The organism is Faecalimonas umbilicata, assembly GCF_004346095.1.
GTDB classification, from domain to species: Bacteria; Bacillota; Clostridia; order Lachnospirales; family Lachnospiraceae; genus Faecalimonas; species Faecalimonas umbilicata.
In genome coordinates this window covers 35337-60041 of the sequence record NZ_SLZV01000013.1, presented here as the reverse complement: position 1 = coordinate 60041, position 24705 = coordinate 35337, and the positions used below count along the sequence as shown (strand labels likewise).

Below are 24705 nucleotides of genomic sequence, written 5' to 3'. Positions count from 1 at the left end.
GTGATAAGTAATGCGGAGAGAATTGTGTTAAGAAATATGTACCCACCAGGGTGCCGGGTAGAATTGGAAGATATGGAGGCTGATCCGTATGTAAAACTGAGTCCCGGTGATTTAGGAACTGTACAGTTTGTAGATGATGCCGGACAGATCCATGTATCCTGGGATTGTGGACACAGCCTTGCTATGGTGTTTGGTGTAGATCATTGCAAATGTGTTATGAGAGAGGAACGTTTGCAGGAGATATTACAAAGGATACAGGCTATGCCATTTGAGAGCTTGGAAAAAATGGAACGGTATGTTATGGAAAAATTATCAGGGGTTTTTCCTAAAATCAGTTTTCAGAAGAAAGAAGGGCAGGAGGTTTTTGTAGATATGGGAGTTGCCGCATTTATGAAGAAGGGTCTTGGTGTGGCAATTCAATATGAAACTGACAGCCAGCAGCACATCTTTATAAAAAAGATGGAAATGCAGGGACAGGATATTAAAGGAAAATTTGTCTTTCAAATGCAACAGAAACAGCGGTAGATTGAGAACAAGGATAGTAGAAATAAATAAGATTGTGATGATTAGTAATATTTGATAAGATATAAATAAAATTTATAAGAATATCGGGGGAACGATATGAGGTATTGCTGTGAAAAATGTTTTTCTAATAAGTATTTAAAAGAATATATCTTATCGGAGAGGAATGTAGGAAAATGTGATTATTGTAATTCCAATGGAGTAAACATTATTTCTACAGGAGAAATAGGAGCCTATATCCGAGAGTGTTTAAAAAAAGCGTATGAAGATATAGAAAATGGTACAGGGGCGTATTGGGACTCAGAAGAGAAACAATATTGCAATCGGACAGGAAGGAGTGTAGCTCCTTATTCAATCAGAGATATTTTAGTAGAAGAAGAAAATGTTTTAAACGAGGCTGTTATAGATACGACTATATTGGAAGATATATTTTCAGATTCAGGGTTAAGTTTTGAAGAAAAAAAGCAAGGGGAATCAGATGTATTTGAAGATATAGATAATTGTAATTTGGTACTTAAAGATGATTTATATGGCCTTGAGGCAACAAAAATGTATTATACATGGGAATTTTTCAAGTATATTACAAAATACTATAATAGATTCTTTGATATAGATAAGGATTGCCAGAGAAGAGATTATTTAAAAGAATTAGTACCATATATTTTAGAATATGATACTGTTATAAAAACAGGAACGATTTATTATCGAGCAAGGAAATTGAACGATGAGAAATTACATGATCTGGATTATGCAGGGGTTTACAAAGAAATGGCTCCTGCACCCCCTAAATATGCAACAACAAATAGAATGAGTCCAGCAGGTATTTCATATCTATATGTTGCATCAGATAGAGAAACGGCATATAAAGAATGTCGATATAAAGATGCAACAGTAATGGTTGCTGAATATGTATTAAAAGAAGAATTGACAATTATTGATTTTTCTCAAGTTGCTTTTGTTACTACCAAAAGTATATTCAGCGAAGAATATGATCATGATTTACGTTGGATAAATAATTTTCTTGATGCATTTATTAAAGAGATAACCTCTCCAGTGGATGATAAAAAAGAAGATCATTCCTATGAATATGTAGCAACTCAGGTTATAGCAGAATATATAAGAAGCCTAGGATATGACGGAATATGTTTTAATAGCAGTGTAGGGAGAGGAAAAAGTTATGTATTTTTTTGTGGGCCAAACATGGAGTACAGTTCTGATGGATATGATTATATAGATGAATATTTATGGGATACTTATCCTAAATTGACATATTTTACGGACTGGTTTGATATTCAGAAGCTGGAATACAATTATGTTTTTCAAGATGGGGTTAAATATCGAGTGGAGAAGAAAATTGTTTTAAAAGACGAGTAATTCTGATTAACTCAAACTATTATGAAAGATTACTGAAATAGGCAGTCTTTCTTTTTGTGTAAATTCAATATTTTTTTTGGATATTACTTGACAGGATAGGGCAAATCTACACTGCTCAATATGCTTGGCGGTTTAGACCGCCCTACTTCGGGAAGTGTTACAATCCGGGGAAAAGAACTTCTGAGAATGAAAGATGAGGAACTGACGATTTTCAGACGAAGGAATATCGGGTTTGTCTTTCAGAATTATAACCTGCTTCCTGTCCTCAATGTGTATGAGAATATTGTGTATCCCATTGAAATTGACGGTGGCAGGACAGACACAGATTTTGTGAAAGAGATTATACATGAACTTGGTTTACAGAAGAAACTGAGGAATATGCCAAATAATCTTTCCGGCGGTCAGCAACAGAGAGTTGCGATCGCCAGGGCTCTGGCAACAAAGCCTGCGATTATTCTGGCAGATGAACCTACGGGCAACTTGGACTCTAAAACGAGTATGGACGTGATTCTGCTGATGCAGTCACTCAGCCATGAGTTCGACCAGACCATCCTTATGATCACCCATAATGAGGAGATTGCGAGGATGGCAGACCGTATCATTCGTATTGAGGATGGCAAGGTCCTTTCGGGAGGTGTGAGGTATGCACGCTAACCGAAATAAAAAAGCAGTAAAGCGCGTGGAAAAAGGGATGATGAAAGCAAACCGTATAAGAAATCTGTTTGCGGTATTTGCAATCATCCTCACCACGTTTATGATTACCACAGTGTTCAGTTTAGGTATTAACTATGCGGAGAACATGAAGTTAATGCAAGTACGTACCGCAGGGACCACCGCCGATGTTTCCCTTGCGATGCCGACCAAAGCCCAGGAGCAGCAGATTCGGGACTTGGAGTATGTCAAAACGGTGGGCACACAGTACATGGTGGGTTCTGTTGCAGAGAAGAATGAAGAGGGACGGGAACTTTCTATCGTGCTTCAATATTACGACAATACGGAATGGGAAGAACATTATCAAGAAGCAATCAAAGATTTAGAAGGGAAATATCCTTCCGATGAAAATGAAATCATGCTGTCAGAGGATGCCCTTTCACAGCTTGGTATTACGGAACCGAAGCTGAATATGGAAATCCCTCTGTCCTACTTAGATAAAAACGGTCAGCAGGAGAGAACATTTACATTGAGTGGTTGGTTTCACTCCTACACCAGTATGGGAATGGGATTTGTTTCCGAGACGTATTGTAAAAACGCAGGCTATACAATGGAGGGGGATGGGGTTCTCTCCTTGTCTATGAATAAAATGCCAGATGATTTTATGCGCATTCAAAGAGATGTGGAGTTAAATGAAAATCAATCTTTCAGCGGTGCAGTTTCGATGAAATCATCAAGCGGCTCAGTCATCGCAATGGAAATCCTTTTGGTGTTCTTTATCATCGGAAGCGGCTATCTGCTTATTTATAATGTCCTGTATATTTCCATTTCAAAGGATACCCGTTTTTATGGCTTGATGAAAACGATGGGAACAACGCAGGCGCAGATCAAATCGCTGGTGAAAAGTCAGGCAGTGAAGTTTGCCTGCATCGGGATTCCCATTGGTATTTTGTTAGCAACTGTCGTTTCCTTTGGAATTGTTCCCTTTGTTTTGAATCAGGGATTTGAGGAAGGCAAGTCGATGATGGATGCAGAGGTGTTCTTTCACCCGCTGATCTATATTCTGTCCATCCTCTTTTCAGCAATAACAGTTTGGATTGCCTGCAATGCACCGGCAAAAGCGGCTGCGAAAATTTCGCCAGTAGAGGCGCTGAAGTTTCAGAACTTTGCACCAAAGAAAATGAAAAGCAGAAATTCCACTAATGGTGGAAAGCTGCATGTAATGGCATTTCATAATGTCTTCCGGGATAAGAAACGTGCAATCCTTGTATTTATGTCTCTGTTTATGGGTATCACCATGATTTTAGGTGTAAATGGAGTCATAAGAAGTATGAATGCCGAAAATTTTATTAAAGCAACTATGGATTATCATTTTGAATACAGCGATATTCAGTTTGAGCAGCCGGAACAGATTAACAAAGAAGTACCGCAGTTTGACGAACATTTTGTGGACCAGATTAAGCAAATTGACGGAATTAAAAATGTTGATACTCATAAAACAGTCTGGGCAGGTATTGCCTTTGACGAGGCGGCGTTGGAAGCTTTTATGAAAATCAAATATGAGGACAGCGGCTATAAAGCGGATGGGAAATCCTATGATCAAATGCTTACAGCGCTAAGAGGTTATGCAGATGCTGGTGAGTATGGTTGTTACATTACGACATTGGATAATGATGAAGTTTTGGAAGAATACAACGCCAATCACCCGGATAAGCCGATTGATATAGAAGCGTTCAAGCGGGGTGAAACAGCAATTTCGGGAACGGATAACGATTATTATACGCCGAATGCAGCTTTAGCCGGGAACACGCTGACGTTGACTGCCGACAGTACAGATGGAAAGGCAACTGATTTTCTCATTGACGGAGCATTTCGATATGATGACTATGAGGATAGGCTTACCCAAGGAATTGGTAGACGTAAGCATATTGAGATTGTACCGAATATTATCTTTGTTAGCGAAGCAGGTATGGAACGCCTGACAAAAGAACCAATCATTTCAGCAATCGGCGTTGACATTAAGGATTTAAACGATTTAGAGCGAATTGACAGTGAATTACAGGCAATCAACAGTACATTAACTACATCGGAGTGGCAGATGAAATCAGCTGTTAATCAGAAAGAACTATTTGAACAGACGAACTACTCTTTGAGTTTGCTGGGAAATGGTGCGGCAGTATTGCTCATTGTCATCGGCTTGGTTAATTTCGTCAATGTGATGCTGACAGGTGTAGTAGCAAGGAAAAATGAATTTGCCATTATGGAAAGTATCGGTACCACGAAAAAGCAGATCAGGAAGATACTGACCTTAGAAGGCGGTATTTACGCTCTGATTTCTACTCTGCTGATCATGACCTTTGGCAATGCGTTTCTGCTACTGGTGGCGGATGCTGTTCCCCATCTAGCAAACTATGCGGTATTTGAATACCCGGTTGCTCTTGTGATCGGCTTGATTGCAGCAATCTTTGTAATCTGTCTGAGTGTTCCGGCGATTGTCTATAAAGCGATTTCGGACGAAACGGTGATTGAGCGACTGCGTGACTTTGATAACTAGGAGTTGGAAGAACAGGAGGGAGAACTTGAATGATATATTATTTGGCAATAACAATACAGAAGTAATCAAACGGTTATCCAAGCGGTATTTTAAGAAAAACAGAATCCGGAATCTTGCGGCGATACTGGCGATCATGTTGACCGCGTTTCTATTTACTTCCATTACTTCGCTGGTATTTAGCATGTCCTCCTCCGTTCAGCTTTCCATGCAGATGCAGAAAGGAAGCAAGGCGGACGGGGACATCCGGTATCTGACGGAAGAACAATATGAAGAGTTACAAAATAGTGATTTTATCAAGGAGGCAGGATGCAGGCGGTTTGTTGGCTTTGCATCCAACGCTTCCGGGCATATGGTTGAGATAAACTATGCAGATCCGGTACAGCAGGAACTGACATTCTGTACGCCGACACATGGAAAGGCTCCAAAGAAAGCAAATGAGATTGCTACAACAGATCAGGCGCTGGAGGCGTTGGGGGTAGAGGCAAAGGTGGGAGAAACCGTTCCGGTGGAATTTACCTTACGTGGAGAAACCTATCAGTATGAGATGGTTGTTTCCGGCTGGTGGGAAGCTGCCAATGATACCGGAAGCCTGCTGATTGTTTCTGAGCAGTTTGTGAAAGACAATCCGGAAATATTTGTAAATACTTATGCAGAGGACCGGGAGATTGCAGGAACGTATATGGCAGATGTGGTATTGAAGGATAAGCGACACATACAGAAGCAGTTACAGGAATTTGCACGTTCCGTGGGCGGAGAACCGGAACAGATGAATGCAGACAATTATATTGCCTGTTCACAAAATCAGGTGGGAAATGCCATGCTTCAGCCGGGCATGATGCTGTCAGCGGTTGTATTTGTACTGTTGTTTGTCGTGAGCGGGTATCTGCTGATTTATAATATTTTCGACATTTCCGTGATGCAGGATGTAAGACAATACGGTCTGCTTCGGACAATCGGAACGTCCACAAGGCAGATCAAAAAGATTGTGAACCGGCAGGCACTTTGGCTGACGCTGATCGGTCTTCCGCTGGGATTACTCTTTGGATTTCTGGTAAGCAGGATGCTTCTTCCGGTTGTGATGAAGTTTTTCCAGGCAAATGCTTTGAATGCCATGCAAGTGTCCGTGTCTCCGCTTATCTTTCTGATTGCAGCGGTATTTACAATTTTTACCGTAATGATCAGTACACGGAAACCGGCAAGAAAGGCGGCGCGGATATCCCCTCTGGAAGCCATCCGTTATACCGGGCAGGAAAAGAAGAAAACGAAAGAGACAAAACGGACACATGGAACAAAACTGTCCTATATGGCATTTTCCAATCTTGGCAGGAACAAACGGAGATCTGTTTTTATTGTCCTATCCATGCTGTTGTGCATTGTTTTATTTAATTCCATTATTGTGATCACACAGAGTATGGATGAAGAAAAATGGATTTCCCGTTCTACGAAAACAGACTTTACCGTTTACAATTCCGTGGCAGTCAATGGAGTTTCTCCATTTCAGTATCGAGAAGACGGACTCCCGGTTTCGGTAGTAGATCTGATCGATCAGCAAAAAGGTGTGGAAGAGGAAAGAATTCTGTACCGGAATACACGAGATGATAGTGATGTGACGATAGATTATAAGTTTGAAGATCTGGTTTGCATCGCGGAGGAGGCAGAAGAAGATTCTGTCAGCAAAGCGTATGAAAACGGATTGTCTCTGCGGGTAGTTCCGGGAACAGAAGATGGCTATTTTGGAAATGTGTTTGGTGTTTCGGAAGCATTCTGGGAGGATGTCACGATTTATGAAGGTGAGAACAATCCGGATGTTTTGAAAGAGAAAATGGAAACCGGAGATTATGTGATTGTCGGAACGATCATAGACCGACTGACCGGAGAGGCGGAAGAAGAGACGCAGCTGCAGCAACAGCTTCAAGTAGGAGATTCCATTACGTTTTCCAAAGATGGAAAAGAAGAAAAGACTTGTACGATTTTAGCAAAAGCAACGGTCGTGGCAACGGAATACGAAACCTATGCGGGTGCAAATGGAGCAGCCTACATTGGCGGCGATGCGCCATTTCTTTATATGAGTGACACAAAGTTCAAGGAACTTTATGAAGAGCCGACGATTTTCAGTTACAGCTTTAATGCAGAAGAAGGGGAAAAAGAGAATCTGGAAGGATTTTTAGCGGACTTTACGGGAGAAAATACTTCTGTTGCCTATACATCCACAAAGCTGTTACAGGAACAGCTTGCGTCCAATCGGAATATCGTTCTGCTGGTAGGCGGTATGATCGGAGTGATTCTGGCATTTGCCGGATTGATTAACTTTACCAATATGATGGTCACCAATATCATTACCCGCCGCCATGAATTTGCAGCCATGCAAAGTATCGGCATGACAAATCGTCAGCTCCGCAGACTGATTGTGGATGAGGGCGTATATTATGCGGCAGGTGCGGATGTAATCGGCGGTCTGCTTGCAGCAATTTTAGGAATGACAGTATTAAAGAACGTACTCAATTCCCCATCTATGTGGTATTTTACCCTGCGCTTTACACTGATTCCGGCATTTTTCATCGCAGTAATCTATTTGATTTTGGCGGCGATTATTCCGGTAGTTGTCTTACATTTCTTCAATAAAGGAAGTGTGGTAGAACGGTTGCGGACAGCGCAGTAGACAAGCGAGAAAAACGGAAGACGGGGGTGATGCAATTTTCAAGTTTGAAAGAATACGGATTGATTTAAACAGCAGACAGGTACACATTGATGCAAAGTTGATTGTTTTGCGAAGAAAAGAATTTGACATTTTATCATTTCTGGCAGAACATCCGGGCTGGGTGTACACAAAGGAGCAGATCTATGTGTCGATTTGGAGAGATGAGCACCCGGTCAATGTGGATAATGCAGTGACCTGTCAGATAAAACAGCTTCGGAAGAAGCTGGGGAATAATCCCAAAGGAACGCCCTATATCGAGACAGTTTGGGGTGTGGGATATAAATTCAATCAGGGAATGTAAGGAGAAAGCGGTACTGGGAATTGGGCAGTACCGCTTTTGAGTTTGAAAAATAAAGATTGTGATAAACTTGTTATTGAGGGCATATCTGACTATAATGTTACTAAAAAGAATGATCGATGATAGAAATGTGGATTGATATAAGAACAGTTGGGAGTGGAATTGTGCTATGAATAAGATTTTAATCATAGATGACGATAAAGAATTGTGTACGTTAATTAAACGGAGTGTGCTTTCAGAGGAAATCGAAGCAGATATTTGTAATTCAGGAAGAGAAGGAATTCAACAGTTAAAAGAACAGACGTATCAGCTTGTAATTTTAGATGTGATGATGCCGGGGATGGACGGATTTGAAACATTAGAAGAAATCCGAAAGGAATATAGTTTGCCGATTTTGATGTTTACAGCGAAAAATGACAGTGCATCTAAAGTAAAGGGATTACGAGCAGGTGCAGATGATTATCTGACAAAACCATTTGATATGGATGAATTGATTGCAAGGATTGTGTCTCTTATCCGCCGCTATACACGTTTTAATCAGCAGGAAGACATACAGCAGCTTACTTTTGAAGGTCTGAAAATTGATATTGATAACCGTTGTATTACAACGGAGAATGGAATATTTGAACTTCCGCCTAAAGAGTTTGATTTGTTGTTGTTTTGCGCGAAAAATCAAGGCAAGATATTGACGAAACAGCAGATCTATGAATCTGTTTGGGGAGAAGAGTATGTTTATGATGACAGCAATATTATGGCAATTATCAGCCGGCTTCGGAAGAAACTAGAGGTAACTCCGGGAAAACCGAAATATATTCAGACGATAAAGGGGATCGGATACCGGTTTAATAAGGAGGTATGAGTATATGCAGGTGATGATTGGTTTATTAGTTGGAGTATCTATCATAGCTATATTATCAGTCTGCTTTATTCTTCGTCGTGTAAAAAAGCAGATTATGGAAATGACAGAGGCATTGCAGGATGTAAAAGAAGGAAATGGAAACCGGCGAATTTTATCAGCAGCGAATGAGTTAGTTGCTCCGCTTGCTTATGAAATGAATGAAATCATTGTATCTTATGAAAACAGACTTTCTAAAGTAAGACAGTCAGAAGAAACAAATCGCCAGCTTATGACCAGCCTTTCCCATGATGTAAGAACGCCTCTCACGACGCTGATTGGTTATCTGGATGCAGCACATAAAGGACTTGTTACAGGGAAAGACCGTGATGAGTACATGGAAACTGCCCGAAGGAAAGCGTATGATTTAAAAGAATATATTGATGTGCTTTTTGACTGGTTTAAATTAAACTCTGATGAATTTGCTATGGAAATCGAGGAAGTTGAAGTTGCAGAACTGACAAGAAATATTTTGATCGATTGGATACCAGTATTTGAAGATAAACAGATAGAGTATAATATTGATATTCCGGAACAGCCATTCCGAGTAAAACTTGATGCAGACAGTTATATGCGGATATTAAACAATTTGATTCAGAATGTGCTTGCTCATAGTCAGGCAGACAGAATCGGAATAATCATGCAAAAGCAGAGTGGAACGGTACAGATTCTTTTAGAAGATAATGGTATTGGGATTGGGAAGGATGATCTGAAGTATATTTTTGATCGACTCTATAAGTGTGATAAGGGAAGGTCTGAAAAGGGAAGCGGACTTGGATTATCCATCGTATATCAGCTTGTAGAGAAAATGAATGGTAGGATAACAGTAGAAAGTGAAGAAGGAAAAGGGACAGCATTTACTGTTACATTTCCGCTGCTTTAGGACTCTCGCTTTTGTGGCGGGAGCCTTTATTTTATACGGATTGTTATCATTGTGTAAAAGAGAGAACGAAATGCAAGGTTAATGCAAGAGCTTTGCAAGGTTCATGCAAGATTGGTGTGATAGAATACTTCACAGAACAGGAGGTTTGAATATGAACAAGTACATTATTGAAACAAAAAATCTTACGAAGAAATATGGATCACAAAAAAGCGTGGCTGACTTGAATATCCATGTGCAGAAAGGAAGGATTTATGGGCTGCTTGGAAGAAACGGAGCGGGGAAAACAACGACTATGAAAATGCTGCTCGGACTTACAAAACCAACGTCCGGCGAAGTGAAAATATGGGGAAAATCTTTACAAGGAAATGAAAAAAAGCTATTGCCACGCATCGGCAGTCTGATAGAATCTCCCGGATTTTATCCGAACTTGACCGCAACTGAGAATTTGCGTGTTTTTGCTACACTTCGAGGAGTTCCGAACAATCATGCAATTCAGGATGCTTTGGATTTGGTGGGCTTACCTTACAAAGATAAAAAATTGTTTTCACAATATTCTCTGGGAATGAAGCAACGTTTGGCAATCGCACTTGCAGTTATGCACGATCCGGAATTATTGATTTTGGATGAACCGATCAACGGACTTGATCCGATTGGAATTGCAGAAGTACGTTCTTTTATTCGTGAACTTTGTGATCTGAGAGGAAAAACAATCTTGATCTCAAGCCATATTCTTTCGGAAATCGCATTGCTGGCGGATGATATTGGAATTATTGATCATGGGATCTTGCTGGAAGAGGAGAGTCTTGCAGAATTAGAGCAAAAAAGTAGTAAGCATATCCGCTTTACTATTTCTGATACCGCACAAGCGGCAAGAATTTTGGAACATAAGTTCCATGAAAATCAATTCTCAATTCAGGATGATCATAATTTAAGACTGCATAATCTTGATTTGCCGGTAGGAAAAGTTGTGACAGCGTTTGTAGAAAATGGACTGGAGGTATCAGAAGCGCATACTTGTGAAGAAAGTCTTGAAGATTACTTCAAGCGTGTGACGGGAGGCGAGGGAATTGCTTAAACTAGTGAAATGTGAATTTTTAAAGCTGAAGCGGAAAAAGTTTATTCCGCTGGTGATATTAGCAGCCTTTCTTTTCCCGATCCCATTGACATATTTAATGACAACTCCGTCTATGATGGAACGATATGTGGATAAAGCAGACGCATTTGACGGATTGTTTAATATGGTGCTTGGATATGGTATTCAGTTTTTGCTACCTTGTTTGATTGGTGTGATTGCGGCAATGTTATTTTTTATGGAACGCGATAATGATACATTTAAAAATCTGCGTACCATTCCAGTTACCAGTACACAAATGGTTCTTGCAAAAATACTTGTATTATTTTTCTTTGGTATCATTTTTTGTGTAGCGTCTACGATTGTAACGATTTTATGTGGACTTGGCACGTTAGAAGTGTATGGAATTGGATATAAGTTGTTTTTAGCAGTTGAAACAGGAATTTTTATTACTGCTGGTACACTGCCACTGATTGTTTTAGTTGTCTTTTTCAGTAAAACTTATGTTTTTTCTATTTTATTGTGTGTGTTTTACAGTGTGCTGAATATGAGTGCTACTGCATTATTTGATGCGTTGCCGAAAACAATTTTGTGGATCTTACCGACTCCATTAACTACATTTTGGAGCGCCGGAGATATGGCAGAGCATGGAATTAAAATGGACTTGGAACAGATGACAGGTTTGATTCCATCAACCTTTCAGGTAGTGATTATTCTTGGAATCATGGCAGTATTGTCTTTCTTCGTGATTGACAGATTATATAAGCAAAGGGGTGAATAAGCATGGTTCGTATCATAAAAACAGAATTTTATAAACTGAAAAGGTATCACATTCTATGGGCGGGCGTTGCGCTTATGTTGTTATCTGTTTTATTGACGTTGTTTACCTCTATGGCAAATGATGGTTCTGTATGGGATTTCGCATATTTAACAGAGCAGGTGATTAAAAACAATATGTCCATGATCTTTCCAATGTGTATTAGCTTGATTGCCGGATACATGATTTCCCGTGAGCAAACGGATGATACATTGAAAAATATTCTGACCGTACCGGTTTCCTTTAAGCGTCTTCTGACGGGAAAACTAATTGTATGCGGTGTGCTGTCTATCGTGTTCGGTTTGATATGTAGTCTGTTTACGGTAATTGCAGAATTGATTGTCGGATTTCCGGGCTTTCATTTTTCCTTGATATTACAGGCTGTTCTGCAAATTACTGCAGTAAATTTCTTTTTGTATCTTGCGGTTTTGCCGATTATTATTATCACATCCCGAAAGTCGAGCAGCTTTTTAATCGGTGTTATTGTTGCTTTTGTTTATGGATATGGCGGAATGTTCGCGGCAGGAAATATGACATTAGCAAATATCTACCCGATTACAGCGAGTCTTGGAATGATTCACTATCGCAGTTATGATGCAGCAGTTCGTTGGAATACGGTAACTTGTATGGTCAGTCTTGTTATTGTTGTTGCAATTTCCGCAGTATTGATTTTATGTATGAAAGAAAAAGAGCCGAAGCAAGTAAAGAAAAAGGCGAAAAAAGCTGCACCAAAGAAAGGGTGGTAATAATGTCAGTGAAGAAAGGTCTTGTTTTATTAACGTTATCCCTTTTGGGAGTTTGCACACTTTCCGGATGTACAAAAGATGAAGTCCTCGATCATTATAATAATATTGTTCAATCTGTCGGATCGTCAGAATTGACCGGAAACTTGTCTTTGCAAGGGAAGAAAGAAAAAGGGATCGATGATTATACGGGAAGTTATCAGGCAGATTATAAAGGTTTTTCTGATACAGAATATTTGTTTGGAGGTACTTCAATAAAACGGGAAGCAGGAAAAGAAATTTCGATTACATGTAATTTGGAAGTAGATGAAGGGACAGCAAAGGTATTTTGGAGTTCAGGTGCAGAAGAACCAGTAACTTTAATTGAAACGACTGGGAAATATAAGGATACTTTTACGCTTCCGGATGGCGGAAATTACATTGGGATTGAATGTGAAAACTTTACGGGAAATGTAGAAATAAGTGTAAAATAAAAATCTTTTAACCATTAGAATGTAGAAAACTTTTAAGTGGGGAGAGTCTAGAGGCGGGTGATACCATTTTCATTTTCGGATCGTTAGTCATTGATTTAAAATGCCGGAAGGTTCAGATCGCTTCCCGGCAGATCGCGTTGCGAAGAAAAGAATTTGACATTCTTGTTCTTCTGGCAGAGCATCCGGGATGGGTATATACGAAAGAACAGATTTATCGATCAATCTGGTGTGAGGAAGTACCGGTTGATGTGGATAATGCAGTGACCTGTCAGATGAAACAATTACGGAAGAAGCTGGGAGAGAATCCCAAAGGCACACCTTATATCGAGACAGTCTGGGGTGTGGGATATAAATTCAGTCATGGGATGAAGTAAGAGAAGAAACTGTATAAAAAACAATACTGTATTGTTTTGGGTTCTGCTTTTTCGTTGATGCTTATTGACTGTATTTTGGAATGACAGTAGTATAGAAGAACAAGAAGGAAAGTTGGTGATGAGGATGTGCCAAAGTAAGAAAAGAAAAAATGATGCTGTTCTCCACGCAAAGCCAGTTGAAAAGCGACCATTGCGTGGAGTAGAGAAGCGTCGCTGATCTTATATTTCTGGCTTTGCTGCTTAGAGTACTATAAGGAGGAAAGCTGTTATGAAATATGTGAATGCTAACACGGTTCTTCCAAGTGCATTAGTGGAAGAATTGCAAAAGTATATACAGGCGGAATATCTTTATGTTCCGGCAAAGAATGAACAACGTAGGGCATGGGGCGAACTGTCAGGTTATAGGGCGGAAATTTGTAAACGGAATGAAAGAATTGTTTCCGAATTCCGGGATGGAGAAACAGTTGCATCACTTGCAGAACGTTATCACCTTTCTGTATATGCTATTAGAAAAATCATTTATCAGAAGTAATTGTGGAGAGCTGCATTTTGTGGCTCTCTTTTCTATTATTTGGGTCTGCAATGTTTGGTGTATTGAGTCGGTTTACAGATGAGCATAAAATGAGAGTGTAAATATAGAAAGTGCAGGAGGACTGATAAAATGGCTGATGTGAGAAAAATATATCCGAGAAGTGGAGATAAAAAAACAGTTTATCTGAAAAATGTAATTTCAAATCCGAATATTATCGTAGGAGATTATACGATGTACCATGATACGATCCATGATCCGAAAGAGTTTGAAACAAATAATGTGCTTTATCAATATCCGATCAATGGTGACAAACTGAAAATAGGGAAATTTTGCTCTATTGCTTGTGGCACAAAGTTTCTTTTTAATAGTGCAAACCACGCGCTTGATTCGTTATCTACATATCCATTTCCGTTATTTTTTGAGGAATGGAATCTTGAAAAGGAAAAAGTTACAGATGCATGGGACAATAGAGGGGACATTGTAATTGGAAATGATGTTTGGATTGGCTATGAAGCGGTCATATTATCAGGCGTTACCATTGGAGATGGAGCAATTATAGGAACAAGAGCAGTTGTTACAAAAGATGTGCCGCCATATACGATTGTTGGAGGAGTTCCGGCAAAGCCGATCCGAAAGCGATTTGATGAAAAAGTGATCGAAGAATTGTTAAAGATCAAGTGGTGGGATTGGACAGAAGAAAAGATTGCCAGAAATATAGAAAATATTAAAAACGGTTGTATCGAACGGTTGAAATAATTCATAAGAATATTATCTACGAAACTTGACGGTGTAAAGATTAAGAAGTATAATGTTTACAGTGTAAAGTTCGGAGGTGGAATATGAAACATACAGCCTATCATCATAAAAATTTGAGAATTGAACTGATAGAGAAGGGGATTGAATTAGTAGAAGAATATGGTATGCAGCAACTTTCATTACGAAAGGTAGCGCAGGAATGTAATGTGAGCCATGCTGCGCCATACAGTCATTTCAAGAACAAAGATGATTTGATTCTGGCAATGCAGAGTTATATTACAGATCAGTTTACGGAACGATTGCAGGATGTGATTGCGAAGCATTCGGGAAAACCAGAGTTTCTCATGGAATTTGGAAAGGCATACGTTTTATTTTTTCTTCAGAATCCCCACTATTTTTCCTTTTTATTTACGAAAGGTAAAATGCAGATCAATTTAGATAATCAAGGGGAAAGTGACGAGGACTATAAGCCATTTTCGATATATAGAGAACAGGTAATGAAACTGCTGGCTCCATTGGAACTTTCAGAAGAAAAGAAACAAGACTATATCATTGCATTATTCGCTTATATTCATGGACTTACCTCTTTGGCAACGCTTCAAAATGTAAGATATGCCTCAGACTGGGAAGAGAAAATAGAAGATCTGATTTGCACATTTCCAGTAGGAAACGAGGTGACATCGTGTTAGGGATTTATTTTAGTGGAACCAGAAATACAGAATATTGTGTGAAATTGTTATCTTCACTTTTAGGAGAAACTGAAACAGTTTCTTTAGAAAATCCATCGGCAGCTAAAAAACTGGAAGAGAATGACACGATTATCTTTGGTTATCCGGTACAATTTTCCAATATACCGTATTTCGTTCGGACATTTATAGAGAAGAATGGTGAAATATGGAAAGGGAAGCAGGTTCTTTGTTTAGCTACAATGGGAGCCTTTAGTGGAGATGGTGCCGGATGTGCCGCAAGATTGCTGGAAAAGAAAGGAGCAGTAATCTTAGGTGGAGTACATGTGAAAATGCCGGACTCCGTATGTGATAGTCCGCTATTGAAAAAATCTTTTGAAGAGAATCAACAGCTTGTGGAAAAGGCGACCGAAAAGATTGAAAAAGTCGCTTCAGATATAAAAAGGCAGATATATCCGAAAGAGGGGCTGTCTTTTCTGGCACATGTGATTGGATTGTTTGGACAAAGGCTTTGGTTCTATCATAAAACAAGAGCATATACTAAAAAGCTGAATATTCATGAGAACTGTAATGGTTGTGGGATATGTGCTCAAAACTGTCCGACGCAGAATCTTTCGCTGCTTGACGGAAAGGCAGTTGCAGGGAATCGGTGTACGATGTGCTATCGGTGTATTAGTAAATGCCCACAAAAGGCAATTACACTTTTGGGGAAGAAAGTGGTTGATCAACACGTTATAACAAAGTATGTATAGGCAGGAAATAAGGCTTGATGTAAAGAGGGTGATACTATTTTCATTTTCGGATCGTTGGTTATTGATTTGAAATGCCGGAAGGTTCAGATCGCTTCCCGGCAGATCGCGTTGCGAAGAAAAGAATTTGACATTCTTGCTCTTCTTGCAGAGCATCCGGGATGGGTATATACGAAAGAGCAGATTTATCAATCAATCTGGTGTGAGGAAGTACCGGTTGATGTGGATAATGCAGTAACCTGTCAGATGAAACAATTACGAAAGAAGCTGGGAGAGAATCCCAAAGGCACACCTTATATCGAGAACGTTTGGGGTGTGGGGTATAAATTCAGTCATGGAATGAATGAGAGAAGCGGTACTGGTTAAAGTGATCAGTACCGTTTCTTTATGCGCAAAACGTACCAAATGCTTACCAGTTTCTTACCAAGTTTTTACCCATTTCTTTTATAAAATCTTTTTATAGCAGAAAGAGCAATAGTCAGCCAAAAGGAATCTTCGGCTGATTATTGCTCTGAATCGGAATTGCGTTTGCGGAGTAGTTCCAGCATATAGCGGGTAACTCGAAGAAGTTCAGCAGCTTCCCGGTCATTGCAGGATTGAATTTCCAAAAGCAGTTGGTGCTTGTTTGGTTCGTCATCCTTCAGTTCCGGGTAGAATAACTTATCTCCGGGAATTTTGAGAAAATTGACAAGAGGATATAGGCTGTCAAATTTTGGATTTCCACGGAAGTTTTCTATGTTTAAAATGGTTTTATCACCCAGACCGAGTTTTTCAGACAATTCAGATTGTGTGAGTCCGGTCTTTTCACGGGCTTCTCTGACTACAATTCCGAGATTTTCTCTTATTTTATCCATTACAATTCACCTCGTGTATAGTTTACAGTACACGTTATCGGTTATGAATATACCTGTAATGGACTAAAAATATGCAGTGCAATACATGAGAGAGGGATGTATGGGAGGAAAGGTTCCGGGGGATGTCATTGATAAACGATTAAAAAAAGTCAGTTTCATATAGAAAAATGTTTTGGGAATGCAGGTGTACTACAAGACGGTTTGATTCTGTTTTGTAATGCACCTGATTTTTTTGACTTTATTTGCCGCTTTAGCAATGCAGTTGAGGATCATATCCCTTTTTGATTGTTCTGAAACCGGTTCGGTTTCAGGAGATCAGAGGTCCGCCTTTCGATTTGAAATTTTCATAAAAATTTTCAGATCGGAGGAAAGGACATGGAAGGAAAACATCCAAAAAGAAGAAAAGATAAATACAATCCGTACAGCATTTGTGAAAGAAACGGAAGTTACTATATTGAGTTTTTAGACGGAGAGCATCAAAAGCATGAATTTGAGATCAGCCGGGAGCTCTATGAAGCATTTGACGAATTTGAACTGCGGGATATTTCATATCTGCATCAGTGGGACAAGTACATAGAGCATTCGGAACTTTGGGAGCATACGCTAAATGGACGGGCGGTACAGAAACCGGAAAGTGTGGAAGATGTAGTGTTGGAGAAGCTGCTTGTGGAAAGGCTGCACCGGGCAATACAGAAACTTCCAGAGATTCAGAAACGCAGGCTGATTTTGTATTTTTTTGATGGTATGACATATGAACGGATCGCAAAACTGGAGGGATGCACGAAGATGCCGGTGAAACGTTCGATTGACGTTGCTCTGGAAAAGTTGAAAAAAGAGTTAGAAAAATAGCGTTTCGCAGGCTACTTTTTTCTCTAAAAGTGGGAAACAAGTGAGGAAGATCATTTCCTGCCTGTTTCCCGACAAATGGTAAATGGGCGCACCTTGATAATTGGATATCCATTCATCAGGCACATTCCTGTTGTTATCGTGATGAGCGTAAGCTATATGAAACAATCCGCCATGATGTGAATGAGAGAAAGGCAGCGAAATCCCACGCGAAGAGAGAAGAAACGGTTTCTGTCTGATTTGTTTCATTCATGGAGCGAACAAGATTTGATTCTGACTGTCAGATTGCTGCTGGCAGGGCGATGACAGACAACAGGTATAATGATACTCCTGTCCGGTCATAAAGTCGTGTATGCGAAGAATTTCCAAAAGATATTTACTTATGGAAATGAAGATACCGCAACAAGTGAGGGCAGCTTCGGGCGATCCCCGGAGGGGTGCGATTCCCGTGGAACTGATTCGCAGTCAGTCGTTTGATGAGTTCCCGTGTATTTTTACACAGAAAGCCGGGGTGTCGGGGACAAATAGGCTTGATTTAGGCAAAGAATGGTAGCCGGAGGAAAGATCAGAAACAGTCATTGAGGATGAAGCAAGAAAAGATCGGGAATCCGGCTGATACATAAGTTCAGAGGCAGTATTCCGTATGGAGGCTGTCTCTGTTTCCTATAAGGAAATATCCGAGGACATTTAGACAGTGGAATCTATGAGGAGGAACGTGATGGAAGAAAGAGAAATCAGACGAGGCGATATTTATTATGCAGATTTAAGTCCAGTTGTGGGAAGTGAGCAGGGCGGTATCCGCCCGGTACTTGTGATCCAGAATAATACGGGGAATGCGTATAGCCCGACCGTGATTGTAGCGGCAGTTACAAGTAAACCGAAAACAAAACTTCCGACGCATGTGATATTGAGAGACCGGAAAGGATTGGAGAAAAATTCCGTGGTACTTTTGGAACAGGTGCGGACGATTGATAAAAGCAGGCTGAGAGAGTATGTGGGAATTTTGGATAGACAGCAGATGTTAAAGGTAGACAAAGCATTGCGGACAAGTACCGGCGTGCGAAAACTGGATAAGCCGATCCAGTTATGTCTCTGCCCGGTATGTGCAAAAGTCTTCTATGAATCGCCGGAACATTTTATCCAAAGGGCAGATTATGGACAGCGGAAGAAAGAAGTGTGTATGTTTTGTCAGAGCAGGAAAGGGTATGACTATTTAATAAGGAAGAAATATTTTTGAAGAAGAGAGGGATAATGTGGATAATGAGAAAATTTTATTGAATGTGGAAGAAACAGCAGAATACTTGAATTTGGGAAAAACAAAGACAAGGCAGCTAATGAAAGAGAATGAGAAAATCTTTGTTGTACGAATAGGTAATCGAAATTATGCACATAAAATGCTGCTGGATAAATGGCTTTTAGCGCAAATTAGGAAATAGGAAATGTCAAAGGTGTGAATGAAAAATTTGCACCTTTGTTTTATTTATAAAAGACTGCTAATTTGAGTGTGAAACAAATCACAGGTCTTATTTAGGAGGAATGTTTTATGGCTAGAAAATTACCAAAAGGAATACGAGAAAACAAAGGAACTTACGAAGCAAGAGCGATGGTAAACGGAGTCAAAATCTGCTTGTATGGTTCGGATTTAGATCATCTGATTGAAGAATTTCATCAGGCAAAAGAAAAGGTGAAGAATAGTATCGATTATCGAAAAACAATGATAACCTTAAATGAATGGTTTGAGGAATGGTTTACAGAAGTAAAGGCGCATAAAGTAAAAGAAACAAGTATCCATCCGATGAAGAACAATTTCAAAAGAACCTTTGGATTCTATATCGGTTCAAAAAAATTGAAGGATATAAAGCCATTGGATGTACAAAGAGCTTTGAATACGATGGAGCAAGAGGGAATTTCAAACAGCGCTATGAGAGAGGCACTGGGACGGTTGCGGGAGTGTATGGAATTTGCAGTCGGAAATCAGATGATTGCAAGCAATCCGTGTCTAATTGTAGAAGTTCCGTGGACATATAAAAAAGCGAAAGAAGAAATTGCCTTGACACAAGAAGAACAAAATACCTTATTAAATGAGGTAGAGGACAGTTGGTATAAAGAAATGTTTTATTTTATGTGTTTGACGGGAGTAAGAGTTGGAGAACTGGGAGGACTGCAATGGTCAGATATAGACTTTTCAAAGAAATGTATCACGATCAGGCGTTCTTTGAGCTGCAGCTATTGTAATGGAAAAAAGAGAGAAATGTTGGTCAGCCCTAAAACAGTAAATTCTACAAGACAGATTCCATTTTTAGGTGAAATGGAAGAAGTATTAAAATCACAGAAAGAAAAGCAAAAGCGGTTAAAAGCAGAATTGGGTGAACGCTGGAGAAGTGGGGAAGAGTTTTCAGATTTAGTATTTACGACAGGGATGGGAAGCCCTTGCAGTAGATATATTGTAGATAAAGAAGTGAAAAAAGTAATTAAGAGAATTCGTGAAAAAGAAGCAGTATTAGCAGTGCAGGAACAAAGAGAGCTAAAGATAATCCGAGACTTTCATCCGCATACGTTGAGACATACCTTTGCGACAAGATGTTTTGAAAATAAAATGGAGCCAAAGGTCGTGCAGTCTCTACTGGGACACTCCAGTATCAGTATCACGTTGAATATTTATACCCATGTATTAGATAATAAGATGGATGAAGAAATTAAGAAGTTTGGAGTAGCCAAAACCCAGAATGATCCTTATTCCGAAATCGATGTGGGAAAAGTACGAATTACAGCGAAAAGCCATTATTAAGGATGGGGGAGAAAAGTTTACTTTTACACAACAATAAAATACAATCAATGTGTGAAAGTAGCGAAAATATTAGATTTTCTCTATGAATTGATTGATGGAAGGATCGTGAATCATGTATAAAAAGAAGCAGAGTATCATAATATAAAATTGTAATTGCATTTTCTGCATGTTTCGTGTAGAATGTAATTAGAAAAGCTGTGCATCAGCGGTGGGTTGACACCTAAAATCTGATACGTTTTCCGAACGAAGGTGTCGGAGGTTGGCAGGCAACGGAAAAACCTGTTATTTTCCAGACATAGGAGCTGGAGGTTGGCAGACAACGGAAAAATCAACCATGAAAAGGGAATGTTTAGTGCCGCGGCATGAGCATTCCCTTTTCTAAACTTCACAAGATAAGGACAGAGTTATGGATAAAAGACGTGCAATACAGATTATGACAAAAGCGGCACAACTTTATAAGGAAAATCTAGAAGATCAAAAGGTTTTGTTTCTATATGGATTACCGAGAGAGGTAAAAAAGCAATTACAGGAAAAGGGAAAGATTTTATCGTCTGTACAAGGCTATGAGGTTGCTTTTCATAGATACAATTTTTTGCATTTGACAGGGGTTCGATTAAATAAGAAAACAACAGCTTCCGCAATTCATTTTTACCAAAAATGTCTTGATAAGAGATTGACGGAAAATGATTTTTCTTTTGCAAAAGATGGCTCTACAGGGCAGAAATTGGATATATTGGAGCGAATGATGCTGATTAAGAAAAATGTAACGATGATAGGAGAATTTACAGACAGAGGACCTAAATTGTTTACAGAAAAAGCTGCTGGAAATGTGTGCGGTTGTATTGGTTTTGTACAAGATAAAAATACGAAATTAAATGTGCCAAATACATTGTTGAAAAAGGATATTAGAGATGTAACAGCACAACCTACTTATAAAGTATTTGCTGTTATATCCAAACATTATACAGAAGATAGATATTCCTATCTTGCAAAAGTGGATAAGGGTTTTGATCTGAAAGAATATTATTTTTCAGAAATAATAGAAAATATGATTGATCGAGAAAATTTATAATAGAACATAGGGAATAGGTACTCATAACCCCATGAGACTGTTTTTCATAACACTTATTCCAAAATCAATACGGGAAAAGCAAGAATTACAGCGAAGAGCCATTGTTAAAGGATAGGGGAGAAAAATCCCCCAAATGGAGCGGTTTAATCCCCCAAAACAGAAAAAGAAGGGTGAGAAAAGTGGAAGAAAACTGGTTTTGGTGTCCCCAGATATATAGTTGGGGGAATTGGAACAAATGAGTAGTGACGAGAAGTGAAAATTACTGTATTTACTACATATTTAACAAGATATGAGGGTGAAATGTCACAGATCAGGCTGGAATGTAATTCAGAAGTTGCAAAACAGATGGGAAACTAATTTCCTAGATAACGTGAATTTTGAAACCCTTGAAAAGCTCAGAAAATGGGCATTTTCAAGGGTTTTTTAGGTTTGAGAGAAATTCATAAATTATCATAAAATAACGTATTTTATCAGTAGATTTGGGAAAAATTTTTTTGGGGGGGGGGAGGAGCTTCCCCAAATGCCATCTTAAACTTTGCCTTTTATATTCCCGCTATGCGCAACATCATAAACTTAAGGGGAAATTATCCCTATATCTGTTGCTTTTTCGGATATAAAAATTATATTTAAGGCAAAAAAGTCCATACTTACCCCCATGGAATTGTATGGACTTTTTAAAAAACTATTTTTTGATTGTTTTTGTATTTATTTGAAAGATTCTTTTTCGGTTCTTTTCTAGGCAGATTTCTTTTAGGTAAAATATATTTTTCATTTCTGCTTGCAGTTTAAAAAGCAAGTGCCCTCTTATTACAGCATTTTTTTCAAGAATTAGTTTTATCATCTGTTCTTTAAATAGTCCTATAGCAATATTTTCGTTTGTGTGCATAGGATATTTACTGCCCTTTTCACGACCTTTTACAAATACCTCCTCATCTGTTTTTTCGTATATCCTGCAGCATATTATATACCAACACTTGTGCATGAAAATCCTGATCTACATAGATAGTTGATTTTCCTGTTACACTTTCAAACTTCATTTTATTTTTAAGTGTATGACATTTCTTCTCTATTTCCCATCTTTGATAATACAAATCCTCCAGTTGTTTCTGTGAAAATTCAAAGGGGAGATTCGTCATAAGTGCCAATTCATTTCCAGAAGGAAGCGTAGAAGTCATGGTCCTCGTATTCGTACTTTCTTTTTCTTTCATACGTTCGAATCGCTCTGGATGCTTTTTTCTTATTTTATCTAATCTCTGATAGATATGCTGTAAAACAACCGTCTCATCAGTTGATTTCATATTTCTACGCTCAAATTTATAATCATTGGAAGAAAGGCGAAATAAGTAATTGATTTTTTTCGTTTCTAGAAAATCAATAAATTCGACAGATGGATATCCCCTGTCAAAAATAGCTAACACGGGCTGTTTGATATCCATATGCATTAAATGAGTTAGATTTTTCTTGGCAAGCTCCGTTTCACTGGTAGAAATATTTGAAATTTCAATATCCAGATAAAACTGATTCAAAATGTCATACATGCCACTTACAAGTGTCCGTACCTGCCCAAGTTCTGAGTGGTGATTATTACTTTTTCCAAAGCGCTCTCGGTTCTCTGTTGAATTCGGCACTTCTGCTTTACTTCCATCAATTGCCAGTAACAGATATCCATTCCAGAGCCTTGGCTCGGAAGAATGATAGAAATCAGCCATATATTCATCATCCAGATAAGAAAAAACTTCAGGATTAAGACGTTTTCGCTGTTGTAAATATCCTTGTTTCGACATTTTCATGGAAGGAACATCCTTTTGTATAAAATAGTTTCTCAATTCCAGCGTAGTAGTAAGCCCTTTTTTAGAAAGGCAGCACAGTAGGATATCTTTTAAAGGCATCTTTCTATTTCTTGAAAAAGTATTGCTGTTTATTTTTCTTGCACAATCTGCCAAAATAGAATCTGATAGTTTTTCAGACAGTTTTTGGATTCTTTCAATATAGGTACCTCTCATATACACCCCTGTCTAAATTTTATCATAAATAAAAGAACCTGCCTATCACAAAGCAGATTTCCTTAAGTTTATGATGTTGCGTTGGACGGTTGGTCATGCTTGTAAAATAGTGTATCTTCCCCAAATTTATCATAAGTTATCGCATGGAAAATAGGGATTGAGGAAAGATGAGGGGTAATTTATAATATAAAGAAGGAAGCAAGGGAATATGTGGCAGAATGTTTTGTGAACTAGTCCATTGGATCCTTAAAAAGCGTGAGATTTGGCAGCATTTAGTGTTGGAAAATGAAAAATTGATAAGCATTGATAAAGGGGGAAGATGAAATATGTCTAAATACAATGTAATTGAATTAAAGATACGAGATGGGCAACTAATAGATTTTGAGCAGAAAAGTGAGGCAGAAAAGAATGCATTAAGAAATCAAAATGCAATTTATGTTTATAGAGGAACGAAATCTCAGAAAATATATGTAGGGCAAACAAAAAATTTTGAAAAACGTCATAAACAGCATTATTCTGGAGTAGAAGAAAAGTTTTTGAATGCGGATTTTGACGAAGTAATAGTTGGCTTTTCAAGGGAGTTTAACCGTTCTGTATTGGACGATGTAGAGAGTAAGCTAATTACATATTTTTCTGCAGACAAGCAACATAAGCTAAAAACGATGGTTGATTTTAATCATAGTGATGTGGTGCTCAATCGAACTAGGGGAAACAATGTGAATGACTATATTGGGCGTGAAAAGGTTTCTTCGGAAATTATTCTGCCGTTATGGGAAAATATTTTTTATGAAAAAGGGTGGGTTGAAAATAAAACTATTGATGAACTTAGAACAAAAGAATTGGTAAAATATAGTCCGGTAAAAGTGCTGACAGATGAACAAGCAAAATTAATTGATGAAATCGTACATAATCCTCAAAAAAATTATGTGATTAATGGAGATGCTGGAACTGGAAAAACAGTTTTACTTACACACCTAGTTGCAAGTATGCTTATAGAGAGAAAGAGTGCTAAAATAGGAGTGGAGTACAGCCGAACTGGGAGAAAACAGGTGTAGACATTTTTAA

Annotated in this window: 26 protein-coding genes and 1 pseudogene; 25 read left to right on the top strand and 2 right to left on the bottom strand. The window is 38.8% G+C overall.

What is annotated here, in order from left to right:
• From EDD74_RS15690 to EDD74_RS07355, 18 genes and pseudogenes are all read left to right on the top strand, one after another.
• The gene (locus EDD74_RS15690; protein WP_416388196.1) at positions 1-525 is read left to right on the top strand and encodes a DUF4314 domain-containing protein; all 525 of its coding nucleotides are present in this window, start codon (positions 1-3) and stop codon (positions 523-525) included.
• A 96-nt stretch (positions 526-621) separates the two neighbouring features.
• A complete protein-coding gene (locus EDD74_RS07435) occupies positions 622-1896 on the top strand; it encodes an RES family NAD+ phosphorylase (RefSeq protein WP_116442033.1) in 1275 nt (424 codons plus the stop codon).
• A gap of 99 nt (positions 1897-1995) precedes the next feature.
• A pseudogene (locus tag EDD74_RS07430) lies at positions 1996-2550 on the top strand (ABC transporter ATP-binding protein); the annotation flags it as partial.
• Positions 2540-5101, top strand: coding sequence for an ABC transporter permease (locus EDD74_RS07425; protein WP_116442035.1), 2562 nt, complete (start codon positions 2540-2542; stop codon positions 5099-5101). The pseudogene EDD74_RS07430 and the gene EDD74_RS07425, both read left to right, overlap by 11 nt.
• A 25-nt stretch (positions 5102-5126) precedes the next feature.
• A complete protein-coding gene (locus EDD74_RS07420) occupies positions 5127-7760 on the top strand; it encodes an ABC transporter permease (RefSeq protein ID WP_116442036.1) in 2634 nt (877 codons plus the stop codon).
• A 97-nt stretch (positions 7761-7857) separates the two neighbouring features.
• Entirely contained in the window at positions 7858-8100 is a 243-nt protein-coding gene (locus EDD74_RS07415) for a winged helix-turn-helix domain-containing protein (protein ID WP_330572392.1), read from the top strand.
• A gap of 166 nt (positions 8101-8266) precedes the next feature.
• Positions 8267-8956 carry a response regulator transcription factor gene (locus tag EDD74_RS07410; protein WP_116442038.1) on the top strand — a complete coding sequence of 230 codons (690 nt, stop codon included), beginning with the start codon at positions 8267-8269 and terminating at the stop codon, positions 8954-8956.
• A gap of 13 nt (positions 8957-8969) precedes the next feature.
• Complete coding sequence (locus EDD74_RS07405; RefSeq protein WP_416388198.1) at positions 8970-9875, top strand: sensor histidine kinase; 906 nt, start codon at positions 8970-8972, stop codon at positions 9873-9875.
• Between the two features lie 151 nt (positions 9876-10026).
• Positions 10027-10950, top strand: coding sequence for an ABC transporter ATP-binding protein (locus EDD74_RS07400; protein WP_116442040.1), 924 nt, complete (start codon positions 10027-10029; stop codon positions 10948-10950).
• Positions 10943-11728: an ABC transporter permease gene (locus EDD74_RS07395; RefSeq protein WP_116442041.1), complete on the top strand. Its 786-nt coding sequence runs from the start codon at positions 10943-10945 to the stop codon at positions 11726-11728. The genes EDD74_RS07400 and EDD74_RS07395 overlap by 8 nt, the downstream gene beginning before the upstream one ends.
• Positions 11729-11730: 2 nt before the next feature.
• A complete protein-coding gene (locus EDD74_RS07390; RefSeq protein WP_116442042.1) occupies positions 11731-12510 on the top strand; it encodes an ABC transporter permease in 780 nt (259 codons plus the stop codon).
• 2 nt (positions 12511-12512) lie between these two features.
• A complete protein-coding gene (locus EDD74_RS07385) occupies positions 12513-12980 on the top strand; it encodes a hypothetical protein (RefSeq protein WP_330410008.1) in 468 nt (155 codons plus the stop codon).
• 137 nt (positions 12981-13117) lie between these two features.
• Entirely contained in the window at positions 13118-13354 is a 237-nt protein-coding gene (locus EDD74_RS07380; protein WP_165851606.1) for a winged helix-turn-helix domain-containing protein, read from the top strand.
• Positions 13355-13622: 268 nt separating this feature from the next.
• On the top strand, positions 13623-13886 hold the full coding sequence (locus EDD74_RS07375; protein ID WP_116442044.1) for a CD3324 family protein: 264 nt from the start codon (positions 13623-13625) through the stop codon (positions 13884-13886).
• Between the two features lie 129 nt (positions 13887-14015).
• Positions 14016-14642 (top strand): CatB-related O-acetyltransferase, encoded by a 627-nt coding sequence (locus EDD74_RS07370; protein WP_116442045.1) that lies wholly within the window; start codon positions 14016-14018, stop codon positions 14640-14642.
• An 83-nt stretch (positions 14643-14725) separates the two neighbouring features.
• Positions 14726-15331, top strand: coding sequence for a TetR/AcrR family transcriptional regulator (locus tag EDD74_RS07365; protein ID WP_116442046.1), 606 nt, complete (start codon positions 14726-14728; stop codon positions 15329-15331).
• Positions 15325-16080 (top strand): EFR1 family ferrodoxin, encoded by a 756-nt coding sequence (locus EDD74_RS07360; RefSeq protein WP_116442047.1) that lies wholly within the window; start codon positions 15325-15327, stop codon positions 16078-16080. The genes EDD74_RS07365 and EDD74_RS07360 overlap by 7 nt, the downstream gene beginning before the upstream one ends.
• Before the next feature lie 66 nt (positions 16081-16146).
• Positions 16147-16443 (top strand): winged helix-turn-helix domain-containing protein, encoded by a 297-nt coding sequence (locus tag EDD74_RS07355; protein ID WP_165851607.1) that lies wholly within the window; start codon positions 16147-16149, stop codon positions 16441-16443.
• A gap of 137 nt (positions 16444-16580) precedes the next feature.
• Here the strand turns inward: EDD74_RS07355 and EDD74_RS07350 are convergent, their stop codons facing one another.
• Positions 16581-16931: a helix-turn-helix domain-containing protein gene (locus EDD74_RS07350; protein WP_024852977.1), complete on the bottom strand. Its 351-nt coding sequence runs from the start codon at positions 16929-16931 to the stop codon at positions 16581-16583.
• A 375-nt stretch (positions 16932-17306) separates the two neighbouring features.
• On the opposite strand from EDD74_RS07350, the gene EDD74_RS07345 reads away from it, so the two are divergent.
• The 6 genes from EDD74_RS07345 (at position 17307) to EDD74_RS07325 (ending at position 21637) form a co-directional block, all read left to right on the top strand.
• A complete protein-coding gene (locus EDD74_RS07345; protein WP_116442049.1) occupies positions 17307-17780 on the top strand; it encodes an RNA polymerase sigma factor in 474 nt (157 codons plus the stop codon).
• 385 nt (positions 17781-18165) lie between these two features.
• Entirely contained in the window at positions 18166-18330 is a 165-nt protein-coding gene (locus EDD74_RS15060) for a hypothetical protein (RefSeq protein ID WP_165919064.1), read from the top strand.
• 165 nt (positions 18331-18495) lie between these two features.
• Positions 18496-19014 (top strand): type II toxin-antitoxin system PemK/MazF family toxin, encoded by a 519-nt coding sequence (locus EDD74_RS07340; protein WP_116442050.1) that lies wholly within the window; start codon positions 18496-18498, stop codon positions 19012-19014.
• Between the two features lie 16 nt (positions 19015-19030).
• A complete protein-coding gene (locus tag EDD74_RS07335; protein ID WP_116442051.1) occupies positions 19031-19213 on the top strand; it encodes an excisionase in 183 nt (60 codons plus the stop codon).
• A 107-nt stretch (positions 19214-19320) separates the two neighbouring features.
• The gene (locus EDD74_RS07330) at positions 19321-20565 is read left to right on the top strand and encodes a tyrosine-type recombinase/integrase (protein WP_116442052.1); all 1245 of its coding nucleotides are present in this window, start codon (positions 19321-19323) and stop codon (positions 20563-20565) included.
• A gap of 406 nt (positions 20566-20971) precedes the next feature.
• Positions 20972-21637 carry a PBECR4 domain-containing protein gene (locus EDD74_RS07325; protein ID WP_116442053.1) on the top strand — a complete coding sequence of 222 codons (666 nt, stop codon included), beginning with the start codon at positions 20972-20974 and terminating at the stop codon, positions 21635-21637.
• Positions 21638-22566: 929 nt separating this feature from the next.
• On the opposite strand, the gene EDD74_RS07320 is transcribed toward EDD74_RS07325, so the two are convergent.
• Positions 22567-23640 (bottom strand): IS4 family transposase, encoded by a 1074-nt coding sequence (locus tag EDD74_RS07320; protein WP_116442055.1) that lies wholly within the window; start codon positions 23638-23640, stop codon positions 22567-22569.
• Positions 23641-23966: 326 nt separating this feature from the next.
• Between EDD74_RS07320 and EDD74_RS15255 the strand changes: the two genes are divergently transcribed.
• A complete protein-coding gene (locus tag EDD74_RS15255; protein ID WP_207658011.1) occupies positions 23967-24695 on the top strand; it encodes a GIY-YIG nuclease family protein in 729 nt (242 codons plus the stop codon).
• The last annotated feature ends 10 nt before the right edge of the window (positions 24696-24705 follow it).

What these genes read in the sequence shown, in the direction of transcription:
- EDD74_RS07435 (WP_116442033.1), top strand. Translation starts at nt 622, where the DNA reads ATGAGGTATTGCTGTGAAAAATGTTTTTCTAATAAGTATTTAAAAGAA.
- EDD74_RS07425 (WP_116442035.1), top strand. Translation starts at nt 2,540, where the DNA reads ATGCACGCTAACCGAAATAAAAAAGCAGTAAAGCGCGTGGAAAAAGGG.
- EDD74_RS07410 (WP_116442038.1), top strand. Translation starts at nt 8,267, where the DNA reads ATGAATAAGATTTTAATCATAGATGACGATAAAGAATTGTGTACGTTA.
- EDD74_RS07405 (WP_416388198.1), top strand. Translation starts at nt 8,970, where the DNA reads ATGATTGGTTTATTAGTTGGAGTATCTATCATAGCTATATTATCAGTC.
- EDD74_RS07400 (WP_116442040.1), top strand. Translation starts at nt 10,027, where the DNA reads ATGAACAAGTACATTATTGAAACAAAAAATCTTACGAAGAAATATGGA.
- EDD74_RS07390 (WP_116442042.1), top strand. Translation starts at nt 11,731, where the DNA reads ATGGTTCGTATCATAAAAACAGAATTTTATAAACTGAAAAGGTATCAC.
- EDD74_RS07385 (WP_330410008.1), top strand. Translation starts at nt 12,513, where the DNA reads ATGTCAGTGAAGAAAGGTCTTGTTTTATTAACGTTATCCCTTTTGGGA.
- EDD74_RS07375 (WP_116442044.1), top strand. Translation starts at nt 13,623, where the DNA reads ATGAAATATGTGAATGCTAACACGGTTCTTCCAAGTGCATTAGTGGAA.
- EDD74_RS07370 (WP_116442045.1), top strand. Translation starts at nt 14,016, where the DNA reads ATGGCTGATGTGAGAAAAATATATCCGAGAAGTGGAGATAAAAAAACA.
- EDD74_RS07365 (WP_116442046.1), top strand. Translation starts at nt 14,726, where the DNA reads ATGAAACATACAGCCTATCATCATAAAAATTTGAGAATTGAACTGATA.
- EDD74_RS07350 (WP_024852977.1), bottom strand. Translation starts at nt 16,931, where the DNA reads ATGGATAAAATAAGAGAAAATCTCGGAATTGTAGTCAGAGAAGCCCGT.
- EDD74_RS07345 (WP_116442049.1), top strand. Translation starts at nt 17,307, where the DNA reads ATGGAAGGAAAACATCCAAAAAGAAGAAAAGATAAATACAATCCGTAC.
- EDD74_RS15060 (WP_165919064.1), top strand. Translation starts at nt 18,166, where the DNA reads ATGAAGATACCGCAACAAGTGAGGGCAGCTTCGGGCGATCCCCGGAGG.
- EDD74_RS07340 (WP_116442050.1), top strand. Translation starts at nt 18,496, where the DNA reads ATGGAAGAAAGAGAAATCAGACGAGGCGATATTTATTATGCAGATTTA.
- EDD74_RS07330 (WP_116442052.1), top strand. Translation starts at nt 19,321, where the DNA reads ATGGCTAGAAAATTACCAAAAGGAATACGAGAAAACAAAGGAACTTAC.
- EDD74_RS07325 (WP_116442053.1), top strand. Translation starts at nt 20,972, where the DNA reads ATGGATAAAAGACGTGCAATACAGATTATGACAAAAGCGGCACAACTT.
- EDD74_RS07320 (WP_116442055.1), bottom strand. Translation starts at nt 23,640, where the DNA reads ATGAGAGGTACCTATATTGAAAGAATCCAAAAACTGTCTGAAAAACTA.
- EDD74_RS15255 (WP_207658011.1), top strand. Translation starts at nt 23,967, where the DNA reads ATGTCTAAATACAATGTAATTGAATTAAAGATACGAGATGGGCAACTA.